Annotated in this window: 24 protein-coding genes; 16 read left to right on the forward strand and 8 right to left on the reverse strand. The window is 38.4% G+C overall.

Annotation, left to right across the window (positions count from 1 at the left end; translation table 11 throughout):
- Positions 1-365: 365 nt before the first annotated feature.
- The 9 genes from eif1A to J2743_RS12160 all read left to right on the forward strand — a co-directional run bounded on the left by eif1A (position 366) and on the right by J2743_RS12160 (position 8,662).
- On the forward strand, positions 366-677 hold the full coding sequence (eif1A, locus tag J2743_RS08665; protein WP_209626245.1) for a translation initiation factor eIF-1A: 312 nt from the start codon (positions 366-368) through the stop codon (positions 675-677).
- A gap of 285 nt (positions 678-962) precedes the next feature.
- Complete coding sequence (locus J2743_RS08670) at positions 963-1,733, forward strand: serine protein kinase RIO (protein WP_209626247.1); 771 nt, start codon at positions 963-965, stop codon at positions 1,731-1,733.
- 60 nt (positions 1,734-1,793) lie between these two features.
- Positions 1,794-2,357: a KH domain-containing protein gene (locus J2743_RS08675; protein ID WP_209626249.1), complete on the forward strand. Its 564-nt coding sequence runs from the start codon at positions 1,794-1,796 to the stop codon at positions 2,355-2,357.
- Positions 2,358-2,452: 95 nt separating this feature from the next.
- Complete coding sequence (gene top6B / locus J2743_RS08680) at positions 2,453-4,018, forward strand: DNA topoisomerase VI subunit B (RefSeq protein WP_209626251.1); 1,566 nt, start codon at positions 2,453-2,455, stop codon at positions 4,016-4,018.
- The gene (locus tag J2743_RS08685) at positions 4,011-5,066 is read left to right on the forward strand and encodes a DNA topoisomerase IV subunit A (protein ID WP_209626253.1); all 1,056 of its coding nucleotides are present in this window, start codon (positions 4,011-4,013) and stop codon (positions 5,064-5,066) included. Before top6B ends, J2743_RS08685 begins: the two co-directional genes overlap by 8 nt.
- A 247-nt stretch (positions 5,067-5,313) precedes the next feature.
- Complete coding sequence (locus J2743_RS08690) at positions 5,314-6,327, forward strand: phosphorylating glyceraldehyde-3-phosphate dehydrogenase (RefSeq protein ID WP_209626255.1); 1,014 nt, start codon at positions 5,314-5,316, stop codon at positions 6,325-6,327.
- Positions 6,328-6,502: 175 nt separating this feature from the next.
- Complete coding sequence (locus tag J2743_RS08695) at positions 6,503-7,162, forward strand: PHP domain-containing protein (protein ID WP_209626258.1); 660 nt, start codon at positions 6,503-6,505, stop codon at positions 7,160-7,162.
- Positions 7,163-7,337: 175 nt separating this feature from the next.
- Positions 7,338-8,486: an O-phospho-L-seryl-tRNA:Cys-tRNA synthase gene (gene pscS, locus J2743_RS08700; protein WP_209626260.1), complete on the forward strand. Its 1,149-nt coding sequence runs from the start codon at positions 7,338-7,340 to the stop codon at positions 8,484-8,486.
- Positions 8,487-8,539: 53 nt separating this feature from the next.
- Entirely contained in the window at positions 8,540-8,662 is a 123-nt protein-coding gene (locus J2743_RS12160) for a hypothetical protein (protein ID WP_280904631.1), read from the forward strand.
- 110 nt (positions 8,663-8,772) lie between these two features.
- On the opposite strand, the gene J2743_RS08705 is transcribed toward J2743_RS12160, so the two are convergent.
- The 7 genes from J2743_RS08705 to J2743_RS08735 form a co-directional block, all read right to left on the reverse strand.
- A complete protein-coding gene (locus J2743_RS08705) occupies positions 8,773-9,372 on the reverse strand; it encodes a hypothetical protein (protein ID WP_209626262.1) in 600 nt (199 codons plus the stop codon).
- Positions 9,373-9,653: 281 nt separating this feature from the next.
- Positions 9,654-10,430: a nitroreductase family protein gene (locus J2743_RS08710; RefSeq protein WP_209626264.1), complete on the reverse strand. Its 777-nt coding sequence runs from the start codon at positions 10,428-10,430 to the stop codon at positions 9,654-9,656.
- Between the two features lie 33 nt (positions 10,431-10,463).
- Complete coding sequence (locus J2743_RS08715; protein WP_209626266.1) at positions 10,464-10,742, reverse strand: ATP cone domain-containing protein; 279 nt, start codon at positions 10,740-10,742, stop codon at positions 10,464-10,466.
- A gap of 204 nt (positions 10,743-10,946) precedes the next feature.
- Positions 10,947-11,777 (reverse strand): AIM24 family protein, encoded by an 831-nt coding sequence (locus J2743_RS08720; RefSeq protein ID WP_209626268.1) that lies wholly within the window; start codon positions 11,775-11,777, stop codon positions 10,947-10,949.
- Positions 11,778-11,960: 183 nt separating this feature from the next.
- Complete coding sequence (gene arfB / locus J2743_RS08725; protein WP_209626288.1) at positions 11,961-12,659, reverse strand: 2-amino-5-formylamino-6-ribosylaminopyrimidin-4(3H)-one 5'-monophosphate deformylase; 699 nt, start codon at positions 12,657-12,659, stop codon at positions 11,961-11,963.
- 29 nt (positions 12,660-12,688) lie between these two features.
- Positions 12,689-13,174, reverse strand: a complete 486-nt coding sequence (locus J2743_RS08730) for a DUF6790 family protein (RefSeq protein WP_209626290.1) — start codon at positions 13,172-13,174, stop codon at positions 12,689-12,691.
- A 120-nt stretch (positions 13,175-13,294) separates the two neighbouring features.
- A complete protein-coding gene (locus J2743_RS08735; RefSeq protein ID WP_209626292.1) occupies positions 13,295-13,771 on the reverse strand; it encodes a DUF1947 domain-containing protein in 477 nt (158 codons plus the stop codon).
- A gap of 108 nt (positions 13,772-13,879) precedes the next feature.
- Between J2743_RS08735 and J2743_RS08740 the strand changes: the two genes are divergently transcribed.
- From J2743_RS08740 to J2743_RS08760, 5 genes are all read left to right on the forward strand, one after another.
- Positions 13,880-14,122 carry an LSm family protein gene (locus tag J2743_RS08740; protein WP_004030252.1) on the forward strand — a complete coding sequence of 81 codons (243 nt, stop codon included), beginning with the start codon at positions 13,880-13,882 and terminating at the stop codon, positions 14,120-14,122.
- 50 nt (positions 14,123-14,172) lie between these two features.
- Positions 14,173-14,355 carry a 50S ribosomal protein L37e gene (locus J2743_RS08745; protein ID WP_209626294.1) on the forward strand — a complete coding sequence of 61 codons (183 nt, stop codon included), beginning with the start codon at positions 14,173-14,175 and terminating at the stop codon, positions 14,353-14,355.
- Entirely contained in the window at positions 14,356-15,246 is an 891-nt protein-coding gene (locus tag J2743_RS08750; protein ID WP_209626296.1) for a toprim domain-containing protein, read from the forward strand.
- A 69-nt stretch (positions 15,247-15,315) separates the two neighbouring features.
- Positions 15,316-16,716 carry an amidophosphoribosyltransferase gene (gene purF / locus J2743_RS08755; protein ID WP_209626298.1) on the forward strand — a complete coding sequence of 467 codons (1,401 nt, stop codon included), beginning with the start codon at positions 15,316-15,318 and terminating at the stop codon, positions 16,714-16,716.
- 132 nt (positions 16,717-16,848) lie between these two features.
- Positions 16,849-18,060 (forward strand): U32 family peptidase C-terminal domain-containing protein, encoded by a 1,212-nt coding sequence (locus J2743_RS08760; protein ID WP_209626301.1) that lies wholly within the window; start codon positions 16,849-16,851, stop codon positions 18,058-18,060.
- A 161-nt stretch (positions 18,061-18,221) separates the two neighbouring features.
- On the opposite strand, the gene J2743_RS08765 is transcribed toward J2743_RS08760, so the two are convergent.
- Positions 18,222-18,380 carry a hypothetical protein gene (locus J2743_RS08765; protein ID WP_209626302.1) on the reverse strand — a complete coding sequence of 53 codons (159 nt, stop codon included), beginning with the start codon at positions 18,378-18,380 and terminating at the stop codon, positions 18,222-18,224.
- 346 nt (positions 18,381-18,726) lie between these two features.
- Here J2743_RS08765 and J2743_RS08770 point away from each other — a divergent pair, with 346 nt between their 5' ends.
- Together J2743_RS08770 and cfbC are read left to right on the forward strand one after the other, a co-directional pair.
- On the forward strand, positions 18,727-19,200 hold the full coding sequence (locus J2743_RS08770) for a CBS domain-containing protein (protein ID WP_209626304.1): 474 nt from the start codon (positions 18,727-18,729) through the stop codon (positions 19,198-19,200).
- Positions 19,197-19,994, forward strand: coding sequence for a Ni-sirohydrochlorin a,c-diamide reductive cyclase ATP-dependent reductase subunit (gene cfbC / locus J2743_RS08775; protein WP_209626306.1), 798 nt, complete (start codon positions 19,197-19,199; stop codon positions 19,992-19,994). Before J2743_RS08770 ends, cfbC begins: the two co-directional genes overlap by 4 nt.
- The last annotated feature ends 78 nt before the right edge of the window (positions 19,995-20,072 follow it).

A 20,072-nucleotide genomic window follows, 5' to 3' on the forward strand; every position in this document is an offset into this window, starting at 1 on the left:
TTCAAATTTTCTCATAAAAAAAATTAATGATTTTCAATGATGATAGTTAAAATTAGATTTTATTTAGAAAAAGATTTTATTTGGAAAATATATTTTCACTAAATCAGCAAAAAAATAGGATGGTACTAAGTTTTTCATCAAGCTAATAGGAAAATGCGATTTTATATATACCTTAAAACACAATATAAAAAGAAAGATTAAATGATCAATAGTTCAGATTAAATGATCATTACTTAATTGATTCAATCAAATCCCACTTAAGTGAGTTTGTGAAGATAGATGAAACTATCACAATTCTATTCTTACTTAAAATATGATCTTTTATTCCGTTGATCTTTTATTATTTTAATTGAGGAGGAGAGTATTTGAGCAGAGGACACGGTCGTAATCAACAACCACAAGAAGTACGAAGGGTGAGATCCCCTCGAAAAGGAGAAATACCTGGAGTAGTAGAGCAAATTATGGGACATGGAAAACTTAAAGTTCGATGCGCCGATGGTAAAATAAGGCTTTGCCGTATTCCTGGAAAAATGAAGAAAAGGATTTGGATTCGAGAAGGTGACGTTGTTTTAATCAAACCATGGGACTTCCAGAGTGATGAAAAAGCAGATGTTATCTGGAGATACACCCGTACTGAATCAAATTATTTGGAACGTCGTGGATTCCTCAAGCTTTAAATACTGTTCATGCAATGAACTTATCTAATTTTTCTACAAAAACATTAGGGTTAACGGTGTTTTTAATCTATTAAATCATGAGCTTAAGAGTTAATTAATGACACATTGTCAGCGAATAAGAAATTTAAGGCTTTAAAAGGGCATTTAATTTAAATGTTCTCATTTTCCTTCTTTTGATTCTTAGGAAATAGATTTATATACATCTTGAACCTAATTTATCATTATAAACATAAATAAAACTGCGAAAAACCTTTTTTTAAGGGAAATTTTGTTGATGTGCCTAACATGGAATCACCTGTAACCAAATCAGATGTTAACCTGCAGAAAATGCGGGAAATAAAACGTTTGAAAAGTGTGGAAGATAAAAGAGTGGGTAGTGAGGTTTTTGATAGAATCACTCTTCAAACTTTGTATAAACTGGCTAATCAGGGATATATTCACCTTTTAAACGGAGCTATAAGTACTGGTAAAGAAGCTAATGTCTTTAAAGGTGCTGATGATGAGGGTAACTTGGTTGCAGTCAAGATATACCGGGTGACCACCTCTGACTTTAAGAAAATGCAGTATTACATCCAGGGAGATCCCCGTTTTAATGTTCGCAGTAACAGTAAACGCCAGTTAATCAATAATTGGGTTTTAAAGGAATTCAAAAACCTTAACAGAGCATATGATGCTGGGGTAAAAGTACCCAAACCCATAATTGCCAAAAACAATATACTGGTCATGGAATTTATTGGAGATGAAGACGGAATCCCTGCACGTCTCATGAGGCAGACTGAAATTTCCAATCCCGAATGTGTTGCCAATAAAATATTAGATTATGTTAAAAAACTTTATAATGATGCAAAAATAGTTCACGGGGATTTATCTGGATTTAATATCCTTATGGAAGATGATGAACCGGTTATAATCGATTTATCCCAGGGATTGGTGGTTGATCATCCCCTGGCACGGGAGCTTTTAAACAGGGATATTGACAACTTAATTAAAGATTTTAAAAAAATGGGTATTGAAATATCCAAAGACGAGATTAAAAGAAAGATTATGGATTTATGAGGATAGAAAAGTATATCTTAAAGGATAATGTAATATCTTTCTAGGAGTAGAGGTGAAATTTTGCCTACAACTGAGTATCTAAAGATCCCCAGAGAAAGAGTGGGAGTACTTATTGGACCACACGGAAAAACCAAACAAACCCTTGAAAACACCACCCAAACCACCATTGAAGTTGACAGCGAAGCAGGAAGTGTATCCATATCACCCCATGAGGATGCTGAGGATCCTTTATCTGTTTGGAAAGCACGCTACATGGTTAAAGCCATAGGTAGGGGTTTCAACCCAGAGATAGCACTTAAACTAATTGACGATGAGGTAATGTTAGAGATTATCAATCTACCTGATTATGTTGGTAAGTCAAAAAAGGCCATTTTACGACAAAAAGGGCGTATTATTGGCAAAGATGGTAAAACTCGAGATATAATCACAGAGATGACAGGAACCTATGTTTCAGTTTATGGGAAAACTGTTTCACTCATTGGGGACATGGAACACTTACAAATTGCTAAAGAAGCCGTGGAAATGATCCTGAATGGAGCCCGGCACAAAACTGTTTATGCATTTCTGGAACATAAAAAACAGGAAATGAAGTTAAGAGAAATTAAAATGGGCCCTCCCCTATGATCAATAAACAAATTAAATGAACGAATAGATCTGAATTCATATTACTCAAATAAATTAAATTTAAATTAATTAAATCATTTTAAAGGAGGCATAGTTTGGAGCGAGAAGCAGCTGAACTATTTGAGGAATTTAAAGAACTTACCGCATCTGAATTTTTCCGTAGAAATAAACAGATGCTGGGTTTTTCAGGAAAAATACGGTCTTTGACCATGGTATTTCACGAACTGATTACTAACAGTTTAGATGCTGCAGAAGAAGCAGGAATACTTCCTGAAATAAAAATAGACCTCAAACGTTTAGATAAAGATCATTACATACTTAAACACACCGATAATGGCCCTGGAATCCCTGAAGATTTTATTACCAAAGTATACAGTACCATGTTTGCTGGTTCCAAGTTCAGGAACATACAATCCCGTGGGCAACAGGGATTAGGGTGCAGTGGATGTGTTTTACTATCCCAAATGACCACAGGAAAACCTGCCAAAGTTATCTCCGGTTACAAAGACGGAGATACTCTTAAAGGCGTTGAAATGACCTTTAAGATGGATGTGAAGAAGAATAAAGGATTGGTACTGGAGCGAAAGGATGTTGAAGTGCAATCAACAGGAGTATCCATAGAACTACACTTCAAAGACGTTTCTTATTCACTCTCAGAACAGGGAGCCTTTGAATACATTCGAAGAACCATGATCGGCAACCCACATGCCAAGATCACCTTCCGGGACCCAACCGGCCATAAATATATCTTTAAAAGAGCCGCAAATATCATTCCAATACTACCTAAGGAAGTTCTTCCACATCCTAAAGGTGTTACTGCTGATGACCTGATATTCATGGCAAAACACACTGATAAACGCCGCTTCCGCAGTTTATTAACCAGTAATCTTTCCAGAATGTCCACCAAAAGGGTGAATGAGATCGAAGCAATCACTGGAATTGATCTTAATAAACGTCCCAAGGACATGAAATGGGAGGAAGCAGAACAGATCGTGGAAACTTTTGCCAAAATGGATTTCATGGCCCCACCCACTTCTGGCCTCATACCCATAGGTAAGGAACAGATAGAAAAAGGAATAAGGGAGATTTTAAACCCTGAATTCGTGGCTACCACCACCCGAAACCCCAAAACATTCCGTGGAGGTGTTTCCTTTATTATAGAAGCAGGTATCTCCTATGGTGGAGACTCGGGAAGAATGGTTGGTGAACAGCGTAAAGCAGAAATCATGCGTTTTGCTAATCGAGTCCCCCTAGCCTTTGACCAGGGCAGTTGTGCCATCACTGAAGCTCTTAAAAGTGTGGATTGGAAACGTTACGGCATAAGAGATATGGATAACGCCCCCATAACCATCTTTGTTAACATTATTTCCACCAACGTACCCTACCTTTCTACAGGTAAGCAAAGTGTGGCTCCTGAGCCTGAAATCCTGCATGAGGTCCGTCAGGCCACCATGAAAATAGCCAGGAGCATGCAGAAGTATATACGTGCCAAAAAGGCCGCTAAAGAAGAAGCAATGAGGGCCAAGGTATTTGAAAACCTGGTTCCAGTTATAATCCGTGAAGCAGCTGTTCTAGCAGAAAAAGATGTTCCAGAATACGATGCCGTGCTAGCAAAAGTTACACACCGAGCAAAATACGAAGGCGTGGTTGAAGATGAATAAGAAAGATATTACGGTTAACAAGCTCAAAAGTTTGGGCGATATAATATTAGAGGACGTTGAAAAAAACAACGTTCCTGCAATTAAAGTTCCATCCCGAGGAACATCTAACATAGTCTATGATGATGAAAAACGTTACTACGTCCTGGGAGACCGTTACGGGAAAAGATCCCTGGGTAACGTTAAACAGATAAGTAAAATGGCCCAAATGGTTTATGTAGCCAATTTCTGTAAGGATCTGGTCCGTAGAGGGAAAACCGCCACTCTGAGGGAGATGTACTACGTTTCTGAAGGATGGGATGTGGATTTCGGAGACCAGCAGGAATCCAACATCGTGGGCGAAGACTTGGAAGTGACCCTGGGAACGACCCGTGAAGATCTGGGTCTGATGCCTGAAGAAGACGGTGCTTCAGTCTATGGAAACATCACCCTTCAGGATGATGACGTTGAAATAAATGCCCTCAAGGCAGGTAAATCAGGTTACACCATTTCACCCACCATTGATGAAGTGGACTTTGTGGATCACGATGTTAAAAGGGTTATTGCCGTGGAAACAATGGGTATGTTCCACAGGATGGTTCAGGAAAGTGCATACAAAAAATTCGACTGTCTGATTGTTGGACTAAAGGGCCAAGCTGCCCGTGCCACACGACGTTTCCTTAAACGTGTGAACGAGGAACTTAAACTTCCTGTTTATGTCTGTAACGACGGAGACCCATGGGGATTCCATATTGCCATGGTTATCATCAGTGGAAGTGCCAAATTGGCCCATGTTAACCATCAACTGGCCACTCCAGATGCCAAATTCCTGGGTGTTACTGCATCTGACATCATAAACTACGATCTCCCCACTGACCCACTTAAAGACATTGATGTTTTAAGGCTTAAAGAACTTTCCAAGGACCCTCGATACAAGGATGAAGCCTGGCAAGTGGAAATAAAAAAGATGCTCAAGATCGGGAAAAAAGCAGAACAGCAGTCCTTCTCTAAGTATGGATTGGAGTACGTTGTTGAAACATACTTGCCTGAAAAACTCGAAGCACTGGAATAACTACAAAACAACCAGCCTTTAATTAAAAAGGCTGATGTTGAATTTTTTTTCCTTTTACCAAAATATTTTTTTTAAGTTTTTAAGTCGATTTATATAACATCTAACCTTGATAATTGGACTATTTTACATTTAATTGATAAAAAAACTTCTATGATTCCTGTTTCTCTTCAAAATTAAATCATAAAATTTATAATATTCTAAACAAGATAACTAATTATTAATTCAATACTATAACGGGGATTTTACTATGAAAAATGTAGGGATAAACGGATACGGTACTATTGGAAAAAGAGTGGCAGACGCAGTCTCCTGCCAGGATGACATGCAGATCGTTGGAGTAACTAAACGAACTCCTGATTTTGAAGCCCGTCTGGCAGTGGAAAAGGGATTCCCATTATACATCAGTGCACCTGAAAGGGAAGGGCTTTTTGAAGAAGCCGGAATAAAAGTGACTGGTACCATTGATGATCTCTACAGCAAAATTGATGTAATGGTAGACTGCACCCCCGGAGGAATAGGTGCTAAAAATAAAGAAACATATGATGATGTAGGCGTTAAAGGCATATTCCAGGGCGGAGAAAAACATGAACAAATAGGAAAATCATTTAACTCATTTTCCAACTACCAAGATAATTTGGGTGCAGATTTCGTGAGAGTTGTGAGCTGTAACACCACTGGACTATGCCGGACTTTAAAACCCATAGATGATCTTTGTGGGATAAAAAAAGTCCGGGCAGTTATGGTGCGTAGGGGAGCAGATCCTGGACAGATCAAATCAGGCCCCATCAATGCCATAGTCCCCAACCCCCCCACCGTGCCTTCTCACCATGGTCCAGATGTCCAGACGGTTATGTACGACCTGGACATTACCACCATTGCACTGCTGGTACCCACCACCCTCATGCACCAGCACAACCTCATGGTGGAACTGGAAAACCCACCTGCACTTGATGATGTGATTGACACACTTGAAACCACCCCACGAGTTTTATTAGTGGAAGCAGATAAAGGTTTAGGTTCCACCGCTGAAATAATGGAGTATGCCCGAGATTTAGGTAGGCCCAGAAGCGATTTAAATGAAATAGCCGTTTGGAAGGAATCTTTGAATATCAAAGATGGAGAACTCTTCTACATGCAAGCCATACACCAGGAATCAGATGTGGTTCCAGAAAACGTGGACTGTATAAGGGCTATGCTTGAAATGGAAGAGGACCCTGCCAAATCCATCGAAAAAACCAATAAAAATATGGGAATTAATTGAATAATTATTTCTATATTCTTTTCCTATTTTTTTAATACAACCTCTGAAACCTCAATTATTTTTCATTCTTAACATTTAGTTCTTAACAGATTTTCCAGACATATCCACCAACATATAAAGTAAAAAAAATAGAAAATCACTAAAAAAATTGTTATAATCACCAATAGGTAGATGAATGAAATACGACCTCCACACCCATACAAAATACTCTCCAGATGGGTTCATAGAACCCAAAAAAATCGTCAAAACCGCCATGAGAAGAGGTCTTTCTGGAATTGCAATAACAGACCATGACACGATTAAAGGATCAGGGAAAGTTAAAAAGTATGAAACTGATGAATTTCAGGTCATATGCGGGTCTGAAATAAGCACAGAAAGAGGAGAAGTTATCGGCCTGTTTTTATCCGATGAAATTAAATCTCACACATTTTTAGAGGTAGTTGACCAGATCAAAGAACAGGATGGAATTGTAGTTCTCCCACATCCTTTTGATAATATAAGAAAAAACGGAGTCAACCTCTCGAAAAAAGAAGTTAAATTAGTTGATTGCATAGAAATCTACAATTCACGTTGTTTGCGCCAAAAATACAATGATGATGCATGGAAATTTGCCAAAAATAATGATTTGATGTATGTTGCTGGAAGTGACGCTCATTTTGCCAGAGAAGTTGGAAATGCAGGGATTATAATTGGAGAAGGCAGTGTTAGAAAATCAATTTTAAAGGGTAACTTGGATTTTTTCGGAAAAAAATCATCCCTAACCAACTTGATAATGACAAAAATGCTAAAAACTTGGCGAGATTTCTCTGAAGACCATTCAAAATTAGATGAGTAAATTATTATAACTTTTTCCATAATAATTCAAAATTATCATTAACCATAGAATAGTAAAATAATATAGAACGAAAAGAAAATTAATTTAAAAAACCTATGTTAACTTGATGGCAATTCAAGACATCAATTAAACTATTAACTACTACTATCAACTAGGGCCTTGTTGGTGAATTTATATGAAATGTCAGGATTACTCCCTAAATCGGCAGACAGAAAGGAATAACCTTAATCTTAATCCCCTCCAGCGTGGTGGGGTGCTTCCTCCTGAATCACGTGAAGCGCTATACGAATTTTCAGACGGGTACAGTGTCTGTGACTACTGCTCAGGTCGCCTGGACGAAATACCCAAACCATCCATAGACAGTTTTTTAGAGGATATGGCCCGTTTTATTAATGTAGATCAGGTTAGAACTGTTCACGGGGCAAGGGAGGGTAAATTTGCAGTGATGCATGCCCTTTGCCAGCCTGGAGATACTGTGGTAATGGATGGTAACGCCCATTACACCAGTCACCTGGCAGCTGAGCGTAACAACCTTAACATTGTGGAAGTTCCCAGTACTGGAGAACCAGAATACCGAATAGATCCAGTGGCTTATCAGGAAGTCCTTGACAACCTCGATGATCAGGGTGAAGATGTGAGTCTGGTGCTTTTAACTCATGTGGATGGTGACTATGGTAACCTAACTGATGCCCGGGCTATTGGGAAAATTGCACATGATGCAGGAATTCCTTTCCTCCTGAATTGTGCATATTCCATGGGAAGGATGCCCATTGATGCCAAAAACTTGAATACAGACTTCATAGTGGGAAGTGGACATAAAAGCATGGCAGCATCAGGACCTATAGGTATTCTGGGAGTTAAGGAAGAGTGGGCAGATCTGATATTTAAAAGATCAGGTAGACATCAGGTGAAGGAACTGGAGATGATGGGATGCACCAGTAGGGGAGCGCCCATTGCAACGTTAATGGCATCTTTACCATATATTATAGACAGAGTGAGTAAATGGGATGTTGAATTACAAAAAACACTCTATTTTGTCTCGGAAATGGAAAAAATAGGAGGGGTGAAACAGATTGGTGTGCGACCCACACAACATGATCTAGTACGATTTGAAACCCCATTTTTCCACAGTATAGCTGATAAACATCCTCGAAAGGGTTTTTATCTTTATGAAGAGCTTAAAAAGAAGAAAATTGTTGGTATTAAGCGAGGGCAAACCCAGTGGTTTAAATGCAGTGTTTATGGGTTTAGCCAGGAGCAGGTACATTATATTGCACATTCCTTTGCTGAAATTGCTTCTAACTTCAGGAAAATGGCTGATTAACCAAAATTGATCTAGTACAAAATAAGGTAGTTGGATCCGATGGGATACCTAAGATGTCAAAAATGTGGGAAAGGTACTACAAACTCCATGAGGGGGAATCTCTGAATGATTTTGCACAATGCTCATGTGGAGGTAGTTTAATCTACACTGAGATTATTGATGAATCAGCAGCGTAGGCAATGCCAGTAAAAAAACACATTCTTTTCCAGAATAATTTGAAGGAGATTCCTGATGGCAATACCATATTCCAGAACGTGAGAATTCCTAAAAACAGGTGTTTGATTGGTTAGTCTGTTCCCGATTCGTTTTGAGTTTTATCTACCCGGTTGTTATCGGGGTAGTTCGTATACACCAGGATGTAATATTTATCTTCAGTTGGAGTGAAGGTTAGTGAATCACCTATAGTAAATGTACCATTGGAATGGGGGAATGTTCCGAATTGTAACACCGCACCATGATTTGCTGAAGGTCTAGTTTTAATCTCAAAATAACCATCACCTATGACACGGTTTTTTGGGTTAGTAATTTCTGCCGTGAAATTTAAGCCAATAATATTCAAAATAAAGTGATCTACCAAATATTTGTTCTGTGAACTATTGTCTGGCTTAGAATTTCCAGTATTATTATTGTTTTGTGATTTATCAGAACTTGACTGGGAAATCCCAGAACCATAACCCATTATTAGGTTTTCAGAACCAGAATTGGACTGTGAACTCCTAGAATCGTTATTTTCTTGAGGTTCATTCAAATCAGGGTTTAGTTGCAAATTCCCAGGACCGAAACCGGTTTGTTGGTCTTGAATATTCTCACTAAGCGGATACAAAGCAGCCAAGCTCACCCCGATTCCAACCCAAATGATCAAGACAGTTATGGTCAGTTTACCCAAAATCTCACCAGTACATATTTTCATTAACAATATAATTTGAAACCTACAACATACTCAATATTATCAAAAATTTCCATATATCAAATGTTATATTATACTGTATAAGATATTAAAAAGTTACTATTCACCGAACACAAATTGGAACATATTCTATTGATATGTTCACGGAATTATCACCAAATTTCACAGAATTAATATCAAAAAATGAAAATAATTCACATAAGTCTATTTGAATCAACAACTGTGAAATCTTGAAATCAAAGCCTTAGATCAATGATGATTTAATCCATTTTCAAACTAATCACATAATTGTATCCATTTGGAGTGTTATTCTTTGCATTTTCGTCAAAAACAATTTCTACAGTCTTACCAAAATGTTCTGCCCCTACTTTTAAATGGTAAAGTGCGATGCCCATATCAATGGGAATGTATTTTTTCATTATTATCGCTCTTATGATGTTGGGCTTAAAAGAATGAACATTGATCACATGATTATTTCTAGTAAAAAACCAGGGTTGGCTGTTGATTGCAGAGGGTGCCAGACGGGCTGCTTCCAGAATTTCATCAACGCCACTGTCACTAATTTTACAAATCTTTTGGAGAGGTTTTCGCTTGAATTCCAGAATATTGTTACGGTGTAAGGTTTCTTTAGGATTTCCAAAGGCCATTAAAATTATAAATTCAAGATCTGAACTTTCCAAGACTTTTTTACGTGGTTTTGGTATTCCCTGCCAACAGCTACCTAAACCATTAGCTGAAAAGAAAAGGTCCATCTGCTGTAGAATAAAACCAATGTTAGTTTTATATCCTTCTTCAGTATGTTTTTCTTTGGCCTCTGAAAAAGCTGCTATGTAATGAGGGGCTTTCTTCATCATGCGGGAATTAACATCACTTTGCGATATAATTTTGAAATCTACTTCAATATCATTGTACAATGGTTTCAAAGAAGTGATTTGGTCTTTAATATTCCCTAATATATCTTCATCAAGGGGAGTTGGATCGTACGTTCTAATGGATTTTCGCCTGAATATAATTGGGTAAAAATCAGCATCTTTCATATTTTTTCCCCTTTAAAAAAAAATGTTGAAAAATTATCTGGATTTATATTTAGTGTCGAATCTTCTCCATGATTTAGCGATATACGGTTCACATTTGTCCAATTCTGTTAAAAGGCACATTTTGATGGTTTCACTTTTAATTTCTTTTTCTTCATCTAACTTTTTATTGATGTTGAATAACACTTGGTTGATGATGTCTTTTTTTTCTTCAACAGTGTATCCTGCATCAATGGTTGCCTTCTGTAGGGCACCTTTAATTTTATTAGAATTAAAAGGCTCTATTTTACCTTTCTTTTTTACAACATTCGTCATGATAATCACCCCATAAAAATCTTGTTTTTAATTTATTTATTTCCAAAGGTTATTCTAAAACTGTTAATCAACGGTTTTGAACAATTTTTTAGTGATTTGGAGGTGTTGTGTTACAGAAACTTTGGAAAAAATATTGTATTGATACTTACTTTATTAAATAAATTAAATGAAAAATAAACGTGTTACCTAAAAAATGAAGAAAGGTTAGTATTGCATACCCTCTTCGTACGGCTGAACAATTACAAATCCATTGCCCTGGAACTGTAATTGGAATTCTTCACCACTAGTTTTTCCTAATAAAGTTTTAAATCCAATATCCGTCTTAACAGATGGGTTTAAACCACCGGACCAGGCTACGGTTGCCTGAGGATCGGTGAATACTGGTTCATCTGGAGTCACCACCAAGGTTATTGGTGTGAAATAAGTGGTTATGGCCACCATCCCGGTTCCTTCTAATTTTACATTGAATAGTCCCGCTCCACTGGAAAGTCCCACACCGGTACTCATCATGGTTATGTCCCAGTCAATCTGATCTTCAAAGGCCAGTAAATCATTTCCCTTCACATATATTCTTTCATTTTGAAGGTTCAAGATCACCACTTTTTTACCGTAATCTGCCAGGTAAACTTTCCCGTTACCTTCCATTTTCATGAGAGTGGATGATTCTCCGGTTACTGCTTTTTTAACAAATTTATCCAAGCCGTGTTCGAAGGTTCCCTCTTTTTTGAATTTTAAATCACCACTATAAGCAACCATTGCTCCTTTTTTTGACCAAACTCTGCCATTTACATTGATATTTAATAAGTAATCATTTTCAAGTTCAAACATTTCCCCAGTACCAGTTTTCTCCTGGGTTTTGGTGACAAACTCTTCAATACTGTATTTTTTGGTAGCTCCCCCAGCAGGAGTGACTGAAGGCTGGGTTTCAGGGGTTTGAGTAATTTCAGGCTTTTTTTCAACACTTTCTATGGTCGCACCGCAATTTGGGCAAAATTTTCCACTTTCAACTTCGGTTCCGCAGCTCGGACAAAACATATTAAACAACACCTCAAGATGTAATTTAGTCTATAATAAAATTATTTTTTTAATGCTTAATATTTATAAGGGTTAAGGTAAGTTATTGATTTTACAAAATTATAGAATAAAGTATACACCTTAATTATACTCATCACCACATACCAGATTACCCCAAAGAAAAAAAATCTGCCTATTTCTTGTTTATTCCTTGTTTAACAGCGATTTAACATTGTTAAGGATATCTTCCAATGCAGTTTCAAGCAACACCCTTCCCAATTTGATGTCAACACAGATTCCTTCTTCTTTGACCTTACAGGCCCCTGTATTTATACCTTTATTGGCCTTTCGTGCTTCCTGAAGACCAACCATTCCCACTTCAGGGTAATTATCAAATTCACAGTGTTCATCAAGACGTGATTCATCAACGATTCCCATAACTGCCCCCATTGAAAGTTCTCCTGTACCTGCATGGGGACCTTCAATTTCCACAATTTTATTGTTAAAAACAACCTTTAACCCCACTTTTTTTTCTATATCCCTGATATAATCTTTAATGGGCACATTTCCACCATGACCATTTACCAAAACCACGGCTTCCAGATTTAGATTGTTTTTAGCCTTTTTCAAAGTTGGAATAAGTTCTTTTTCAACTAAAACATCAGGAGAAAGATGAATTCCATGTTTAACGTAATCATACTCTGTTGCAGCATATAATATACCAATATACTTAGCCCCAGTCTGGAATGAAGTTTCCAAAGCCAGATATGATGCTATCTTTGAATCAGTGTCAATAGGGAGTGCTGCACCATGATTCTCCAAATGGGAGCCAATTGCCAGGATTCCAATTTTGTGTACATCTGGTGAAAGTACGTTACCAGAAGAATAGCGAAGTTTTATCATCTCAATCATTAAAGTTGACTTTAGTTGTTTTAAGTTTCTGCCACATTCAGAGTCTTGTGATATGCTATCAAAAGCATTATGAAGACTATTGGCATTAATATATCTAAATAAAGAACTGTTCCGGCGTTTCCTGCCGCCAAGTTACCGGTTTGCTGTATGTTGTATATGTGGCCAATGGCAGCTCCCCACATGAACACTGCATTAGCAATGATTGTAGGTGCCCAGAAACTACGATATTTAATTGATATGAGGCCTAAAATACCATAAGATATGTTGGCAAATCCCACTTCCCGTAAAAATGGGGTGTTAGGCCATCCTACTGATTGGGCAATCATTTCTGGGGAGAAAACCTGGGCCAAGCCACTGAATATGGATCCAACTCCAACTCCGAAACCTAGAAACCACAACAACAATAATTCTATGAATCTATTTTTCGTGTGTGCCTTTTTACTTACAAAAAAATGCAGTAAAGCCCCGATTATAGGAATTGCTACAAATATATACCACATTTCCATTATAAACACCTTCAGCCCCTAAACTTAATACCATCATTGGCCTTATTTTCATTAATGAATTCAAATTTCAAATAATGAATCTAATCTCTCCCACAGGAGGATATCTGCTTTTAGTTGAAATTAAAGATTGAAATTCCAAATTTTATCTCCGATGTAATGTAATGTATTCACTGCCTTGCCTTTGTCAGTTTTAACCATTTCTTCTCCAGATATAATGGCTTTTCCCATGGCTAAAGGTTTATGATGTTTTTCATCCACTATTATAACTGTATCTCCTTCTTTGATTTGAGGGTCTGCTTCAACAATCCCTGGAGACATCACATCTGCACCGCTGGCCATAAATTTCACTGCACCCATATCAACAACCACGACATGACTGTCAACAGGTTTTTTGAGCACACCTTTAAGTGTAGGAAACGGATCTCCATCTAGAATCATTAAAATCGGTTCACCATCAATCAGGATCAGATCAGGGAGTTCTGTTTCCAGAATTTCAACCTTGGCCTTGGAAGGTATTAAGGAACTGTACGGCCCCAATTTAGTTTTTATCTCTTTCAATTTCTTTTTCTTGAGATAGTATCTCTTTTTTATTTTCAATTATAACTCACCTAATTCTAAGTTTCCATTCTCAATTGTATATTTTTGATGGCGGTACATTTAAATATAAATCTTAACTACATTGATGGTATAGGAAAGGTGATAATAGTGAGTGTACAGAAGAATGTAAATACATCACGACCATTAGATGTATTAGGTAGAGCTCTTAACTCTCAAGTGTTAATCAAACTTAAAGGCGGCAGAGAATTCCGTGGAGTTCTTGAAAGCTTTGACATGCATATGAATTTAGTTTTAAACGATGCCGAAGAATTAGAAAGCGGCGAATCATCAAGAAGGTTAGGTGTGGTCCTCATACGTGGGGACAACATAGTATACATATCACCAGGATAAACGAAAACACCGGCACATAGGCCGGGAGATTATTTTAGGAGGATAATAAATTGAAAGGTACACCATCATTTGGTAAACGTAACAAAAAAACCCACATACGCTGTAGAAGATGTGGGAAAAACTCATACAATGCCAGGAAGCGCTACTGCTCTGCCTGTGGATTCGGAAGATCCAAGCGGGTCAGAACTTACAACTGGCAAAACAAGAAGCTTAACGGCTACAGGTTGAAGTAAATGGAAACGAGAAATCCCATCGATGTGCGTATCATTGTGGAAGGGGCATCCGACGTGGAAAACGTCTCCCGGGCTCTGCAGAACATTGCCCTAGGAGCGGAGTACCATATAACCATCTCCTCCATCATACCCACCACCAACACTGAAATCGCTCAAAAAGCTGTGAGTGGGGCAGATATTGTTTTAATCGCAACCGATGTGGATGCTCCTGGAAGAGAACTTGCTGATAAATTCCAGAAAGTCCTTAAAAAAGAAGTAGGGCACATAGAACGGATGAAACTTCCCTTCGGCCATGATGTGGAGTACATTGACCCTGCACTTATTCGGAAGGAAATTAAAAATGCAATTATCCGTTCTGGGTTGACATCCATAGCAAATTTAGGACGCTTCCAGGAACTTAAAAACCAACTTAAAGAATCTCAAAATAAAATTAAGGAATTGAATAAGGAAATTGATGATTTATCTTCTGATAAGGAGAAATTAGCCAGTGAAGCTCAGGAATTGACTTCTTCCAATGAACGAATACAGTTGAAACAAAAATCTCTCCAGGAAGAGCTTAAAGTTACCAAACAACGTTATGCAGATGTTAAAAATCAATACGGAATTATTTTGAATAAAAGTCTGCACGAAACATTCTCTCTTGGAGAACTGTGGAAGGAAAGTTTTAATGAAACCTTAGAAGAAGAAGAACTTGTTAATTTTATCACCAGCGAATTTAAACCAGATAACATTGTCTTAGGGCAGGGTTTCATTGCTGCCCCATCAAAGAAGGAAGCAGTGGATTGGTTGAAAGTTATTCGCACGGTACTCATTTTTTACGATTCCAAAATTGAAGATCTTAAAGAAGAAATAGGTGATGAGAAATTCATCCCCAATTTACTTAAAGGGTAATGTTATGAATTTTTTCCACCTCTTTTTAGAGGATTACCCCATAATGATAATATTCAGGGAGAATTCCAAGTGCAGGATAAATGTGGTATCGTAGGTGCTTATTCTACTAATAAGTCACACAATGTATCAAGAGAAATATATTACGGATTATATGCTTTACAACATCGTGGACAGGAGTCCGCAGGTATTTCTGCCCATAACAGCGAGGAAATGCGTACCTATCGCGGTATGGGGCTGGTTTGTGATGTTTTCAATAATGGGAACATCCAGGGATTGAACGGAAATGTGGGCATAGGTCATGTTCGTTACTCTACAACCGGTGAATCCCATATTCAAAATTCACAACCATTCATTAGTAAATTTGACATGGGAACTATTGCCATAGCTCATAATGGAGATATTATAAACTCCATGGAACTGCGCAAGGAGTTGGAGGAAGAAGGAAGAGAATTCCAGTCATCAACTGATTCTGAGGTTATCTGTCACCTTCTAACCAAGGACTACTCCAAAACCCATGATATGGTGGAGTCCATTAAACGGGTTTCCAAGAAACTTATTGGTTCATATTCACTGGTCTTGCTGGTAAATGATGATCTGATGGTGGTCAGGGATCCTGTGGGAATAAAACCCCTCGCCATTGGAAAAGGAAAAGGAACCATCCTTGTAGCATCAGAAACTGTTGCCTTTGATGTGGTAGGGGCAGAATACGTTCGTGACGTGGAACCCGGGGAAATAATGCTTATCAACGATGAAGTGAAAAGTTTTAAAATACCCAAAAAACCTGGAACACCCCGCGCCCATTGCATGTTCGAATACGTTTATTTTGCCCGTCCAGACAGTATTTTGGATGGAAAGATCGTCTACAAGGTGAGGAAAAACATTGGAAAAGCCCTGTGTAAAGAACATCCTGTGGATGCAGATGTGGTCATGCCTGTGCCTGACTCTGCCATTACCGCAGCTATTGGTTATTCCCGTGCTTCAGGAATTCCCTACGGGGAAGGGTTAATCAAAAACCGTTACATAGGCCGAACCTTTATCATGCCCACCCAGGAAGAACGTGAAACATCTGTAAAGCTCAAGATGAATCCCATCCGGTCGGAACTTGAAGGCAAACGCATCGTACTGGTGGATGACAGCATAGTTAGAGGCACAACATCCAAAGCACTGGTAAATGTGCTTCGAGATGCAGGAGTAAAAGAGATCCACCTGCGAATTGGATCACCACCCATTATCTCCCCATGTTATTATGGTATTGCCATGGCTACACGTAAGGAACTCATAGCCTCCGATAAAACTGTGGAGGAAATAAGGCAAACCCTTGGTGTTGACTCTTTGGGATACCTCAGCATAGACTCCCTGGTGGAGTGTATCGGCATTAAAAGGGAGGAATTATGTCTGGGATGTCTCACCAGAGAGTACCCAACAGAATTACCTGCTGATATCGATGAATATGAATCATGCCGGTGTTAAATCCCTCTACAAATCTTTTTAAACTTTGAATAACTGATTAACTCATTAAATTTTTAATGGAATGAGATTGGGACCTGTCTTAATCAAAGTGTGGGTTAATTTAATTTTTATTAAAATCTGTGGGTGATTTTTATGGTAGAATTACTGGCACCGGCCAGGGACTTCACTGCCCTGGAAGCAGCACTGCAAAATGGGGCAGATGCAGTATATATCGGTGTGGAAGGCCATAATATGCGAGCCCACACTGCCAACTTCACCACAAACAAGCTTAAACAAGCTGCAGATCGTTGCCATGAACATGATTCTCTTTTTTACGTCTGTACCAACACCATAATGAAAAACAAAGATATTGAACATCTTAAAACTGTTTTACCAGAAATTAAATCTGCAGGAGCTGATGCAATAATTGCATCTGATCTGGGAGTTCTTAGAATAGCTCATGATGCTGATATTGATGTTCACATGAGTGTTCAGGCCAACATATCCAATTCTGAATCACTGAAACTTCTGGCAGATTTAGGGATTAAAAGGGTTATACTATCCCGTGAACTATCCCTAAATGAGATTAAGGAAATTGCAAATGAAAGTCCCCTGGAAGTGGAGGTTTTCGTGCACGGAGCCATGTGTCTGGCCATCTCCGGAAGATGTTTTTTAAGTTCATATCTATACAGTAAGAATGCTAACTGTGGAGAGTGTCTGCAACCGTGCAGGAAGGAATGGAAACTCATCTGTGAGGATGATGAACGTTCATTAACTTTAGAAGGAGATAGTACGTTAAAAGAATATGATGATGGATTTAAAGGCCACATATTAAGTCCCAATGATTTGTGCATGATTGAACACATACCTGAACTGATTGAGGCAGGAATTGCCTCTTTTAAGGTTGAAGGAAGAGCCAGGCCAGCAGATTATGTGGCCGCCGTCACTAAAGTCTATAGGGAGGCAATTGACTCTTACCAGAGTGGTTCATGGGAGTTTAAGGATCGTTGGATTGATGAACTTAAAAAGGTTTATCATCGTGGTTTTGACACTGGATTCTATTTCAAATCCCCCCACGAGATCAGTGACTACAACCAAGCCACCCATGCCAAACAGGATGTTGGTGAAGTGGTTAATTATTATTCTAAGGTTAAAGCTGCAGAAATAAGGCTCTGGAACCCTCTGAAGGTGGGTGATGAGATTATAGTTCAGGGCCCCACCACTGGTTCTGTGACTGATAAAGTGGAATCAATGCAAGTGAATGGCGAAAACATCCAGAAAGCCAATAAACAGAACGTGGGAGTTTTCTTCCCATACAAGGTCAGGCATGGAGATCTGGTTTACCTACGTTACAAAAAAGATTGAGATTCCCTATTCAATATGAGGGATATTTAGATTTATGATTCCCCAACCAATTCCCTGTTTTCTCTGAATTAATATGGGTTCCAAATGTTATTTGAGAACTCACACATCATGGAAGTAACTATGAATAATGCTTGTGTAGACATGAAGATTCACTTGTGTCCCTATAGATCTGAAAGCTTTCCTGAGAGTATTACAGCCATGGTTGATGAGGGCATGTAAATGGTAGATGGGCATACACAGTAGACCACACCTCTTTGACTACTTCTGACCTTGGGCAGGACTCTTAATTGAGTTATCCATGTCACCATCTGAAAAGTCATAAAACTTTTTTCATGTTGATCTAAAAAGGAATCCCCTATAGAAAAAATAGAATAAGTGGATGACCAATACAATTAAATAAATAGAAAAATTTTTCAATCAGCCACCCAATACTACTAATCTCGAGATAATGGATATTTTTTAATGGATACGAAATCTTCTAAAAACAGTTACAATCAAAAAAATATAATCGATACACTCTTGAGAATTATTGATGTAATTTATTATGGAGAATATTGATGTACTCATGAGAAATTATATTGATGTACTCATGAGAAATTATAAAATTTTTGATTAAAACATGAAAATGAGATTATTTGAGAATTTCGATGTGAAGGAGTTGATATAATGAAAATTCAGGACGCCATGGAAAAAGAAGTAATTAAATTCCAGATAGATGACCGGATCATTGATGTGGCTGGAAGCCTGCGTGAAAACAAGATCAGCGGAGCACCAGTAGTGGATAAAGAAGGAAAATTAGCAGGAATCATCAGTGAAGGCGATATCATGCGACTCATAGAAGTTCACTCCCCCCACATGAACTTGATCTTACCTGCACCCCTCGATCTAATCGAACTACCAGTCCGCATGAAATATGAGATGGATGAAATAGCCGAAGACATGAACAAAGCCGCTTCTCTCCTCATCGGGGAAATAATGACCAAAAAAGTAATTACCATTGGACCAGAAGCTGACATCTCTGATGCAGCACACTTAATGGACACCCATGATGTTAAACGACTGCCTGTAGTTGACTCTCATGGCAAAATGGTGGGAATCATTACCAGAGGAGATATTATCGGAGCCCTGGTGAGGGGATGAGTGAAACCAAACATATTGCTATTTATGGCAAGGGAGGTATTGGTAAATCAACCATTGTCGCCAATCTGGCTGCAGCTTACTCTGAAAACATGAGTGTGCTGGTGATAGGCTGTGACCCCAAGGCAGACACCACTCGCACCCTGGTGGGAAGAAGGATACCCACTATCCTGGATATTTTGAAAGATAAACGGAATCCTACCCAGGAAGATGTGATATTTGCTGGTTATGGTGGTGTTAACTGTGTTGAAAGTGGTGGGCCAAAACCAGGAGTTGGTTGTGCAGGACGCGGAATTATCGTGGCCATGAAACTCCTGGAAAATCTGGAAGTGTTTTCACAGGAACCAGACATTATCATCTACGACGTATTAGGAGACGTAGTTTGCGGAGGATTTGCAGCACCTTTAAGGGAAAACTTCGCTGATGAAGTGTATATCGTGACTTCTGGCGAGTATATGGCATTATATGCTGCCAATAACATCTCACAAGGTATAAAAAAGCTTAAAAGTAATCTGGGTGGCATAATCTGCAACTGCAGAGGTATCAACCGAGAAGTGGAAATCGTGGAAGAATTTGCTCACAGAATTGGAAGTAAAGTAATTGGAGTGATTCCACGGAGTGAATTAGTCCAGAAAAGCGAAATTGATGCGAAAACAGTTGTGGAGAAATTTCCTGAGTCTGAACAGGCGAAAAAGTATGTTGAACTTTCCAAAAAAATCTCCCAGAACCAGGAATTCACACATCCAGAACCAATGGATGTAGATGAATTTGAACAGTTCTTCCGAGGGTTTCAATAACCCCTAACTTTTTTATTTTTATTTACTACTGATTATTGGAATACTTTAACCGTGTTAACCATCTATTTTTTGTATATA

This window comes from Methanobacterium petrolearium (assembly GCF_017873625.1).
Taxonomy (GTDB): domain Archaea; phylum Methanobacteriota; class Methanobacteria; order Methanobacteriales; family Methanobacteriaceae; genus Methanobacterium; species Methanobacterium petrolearium.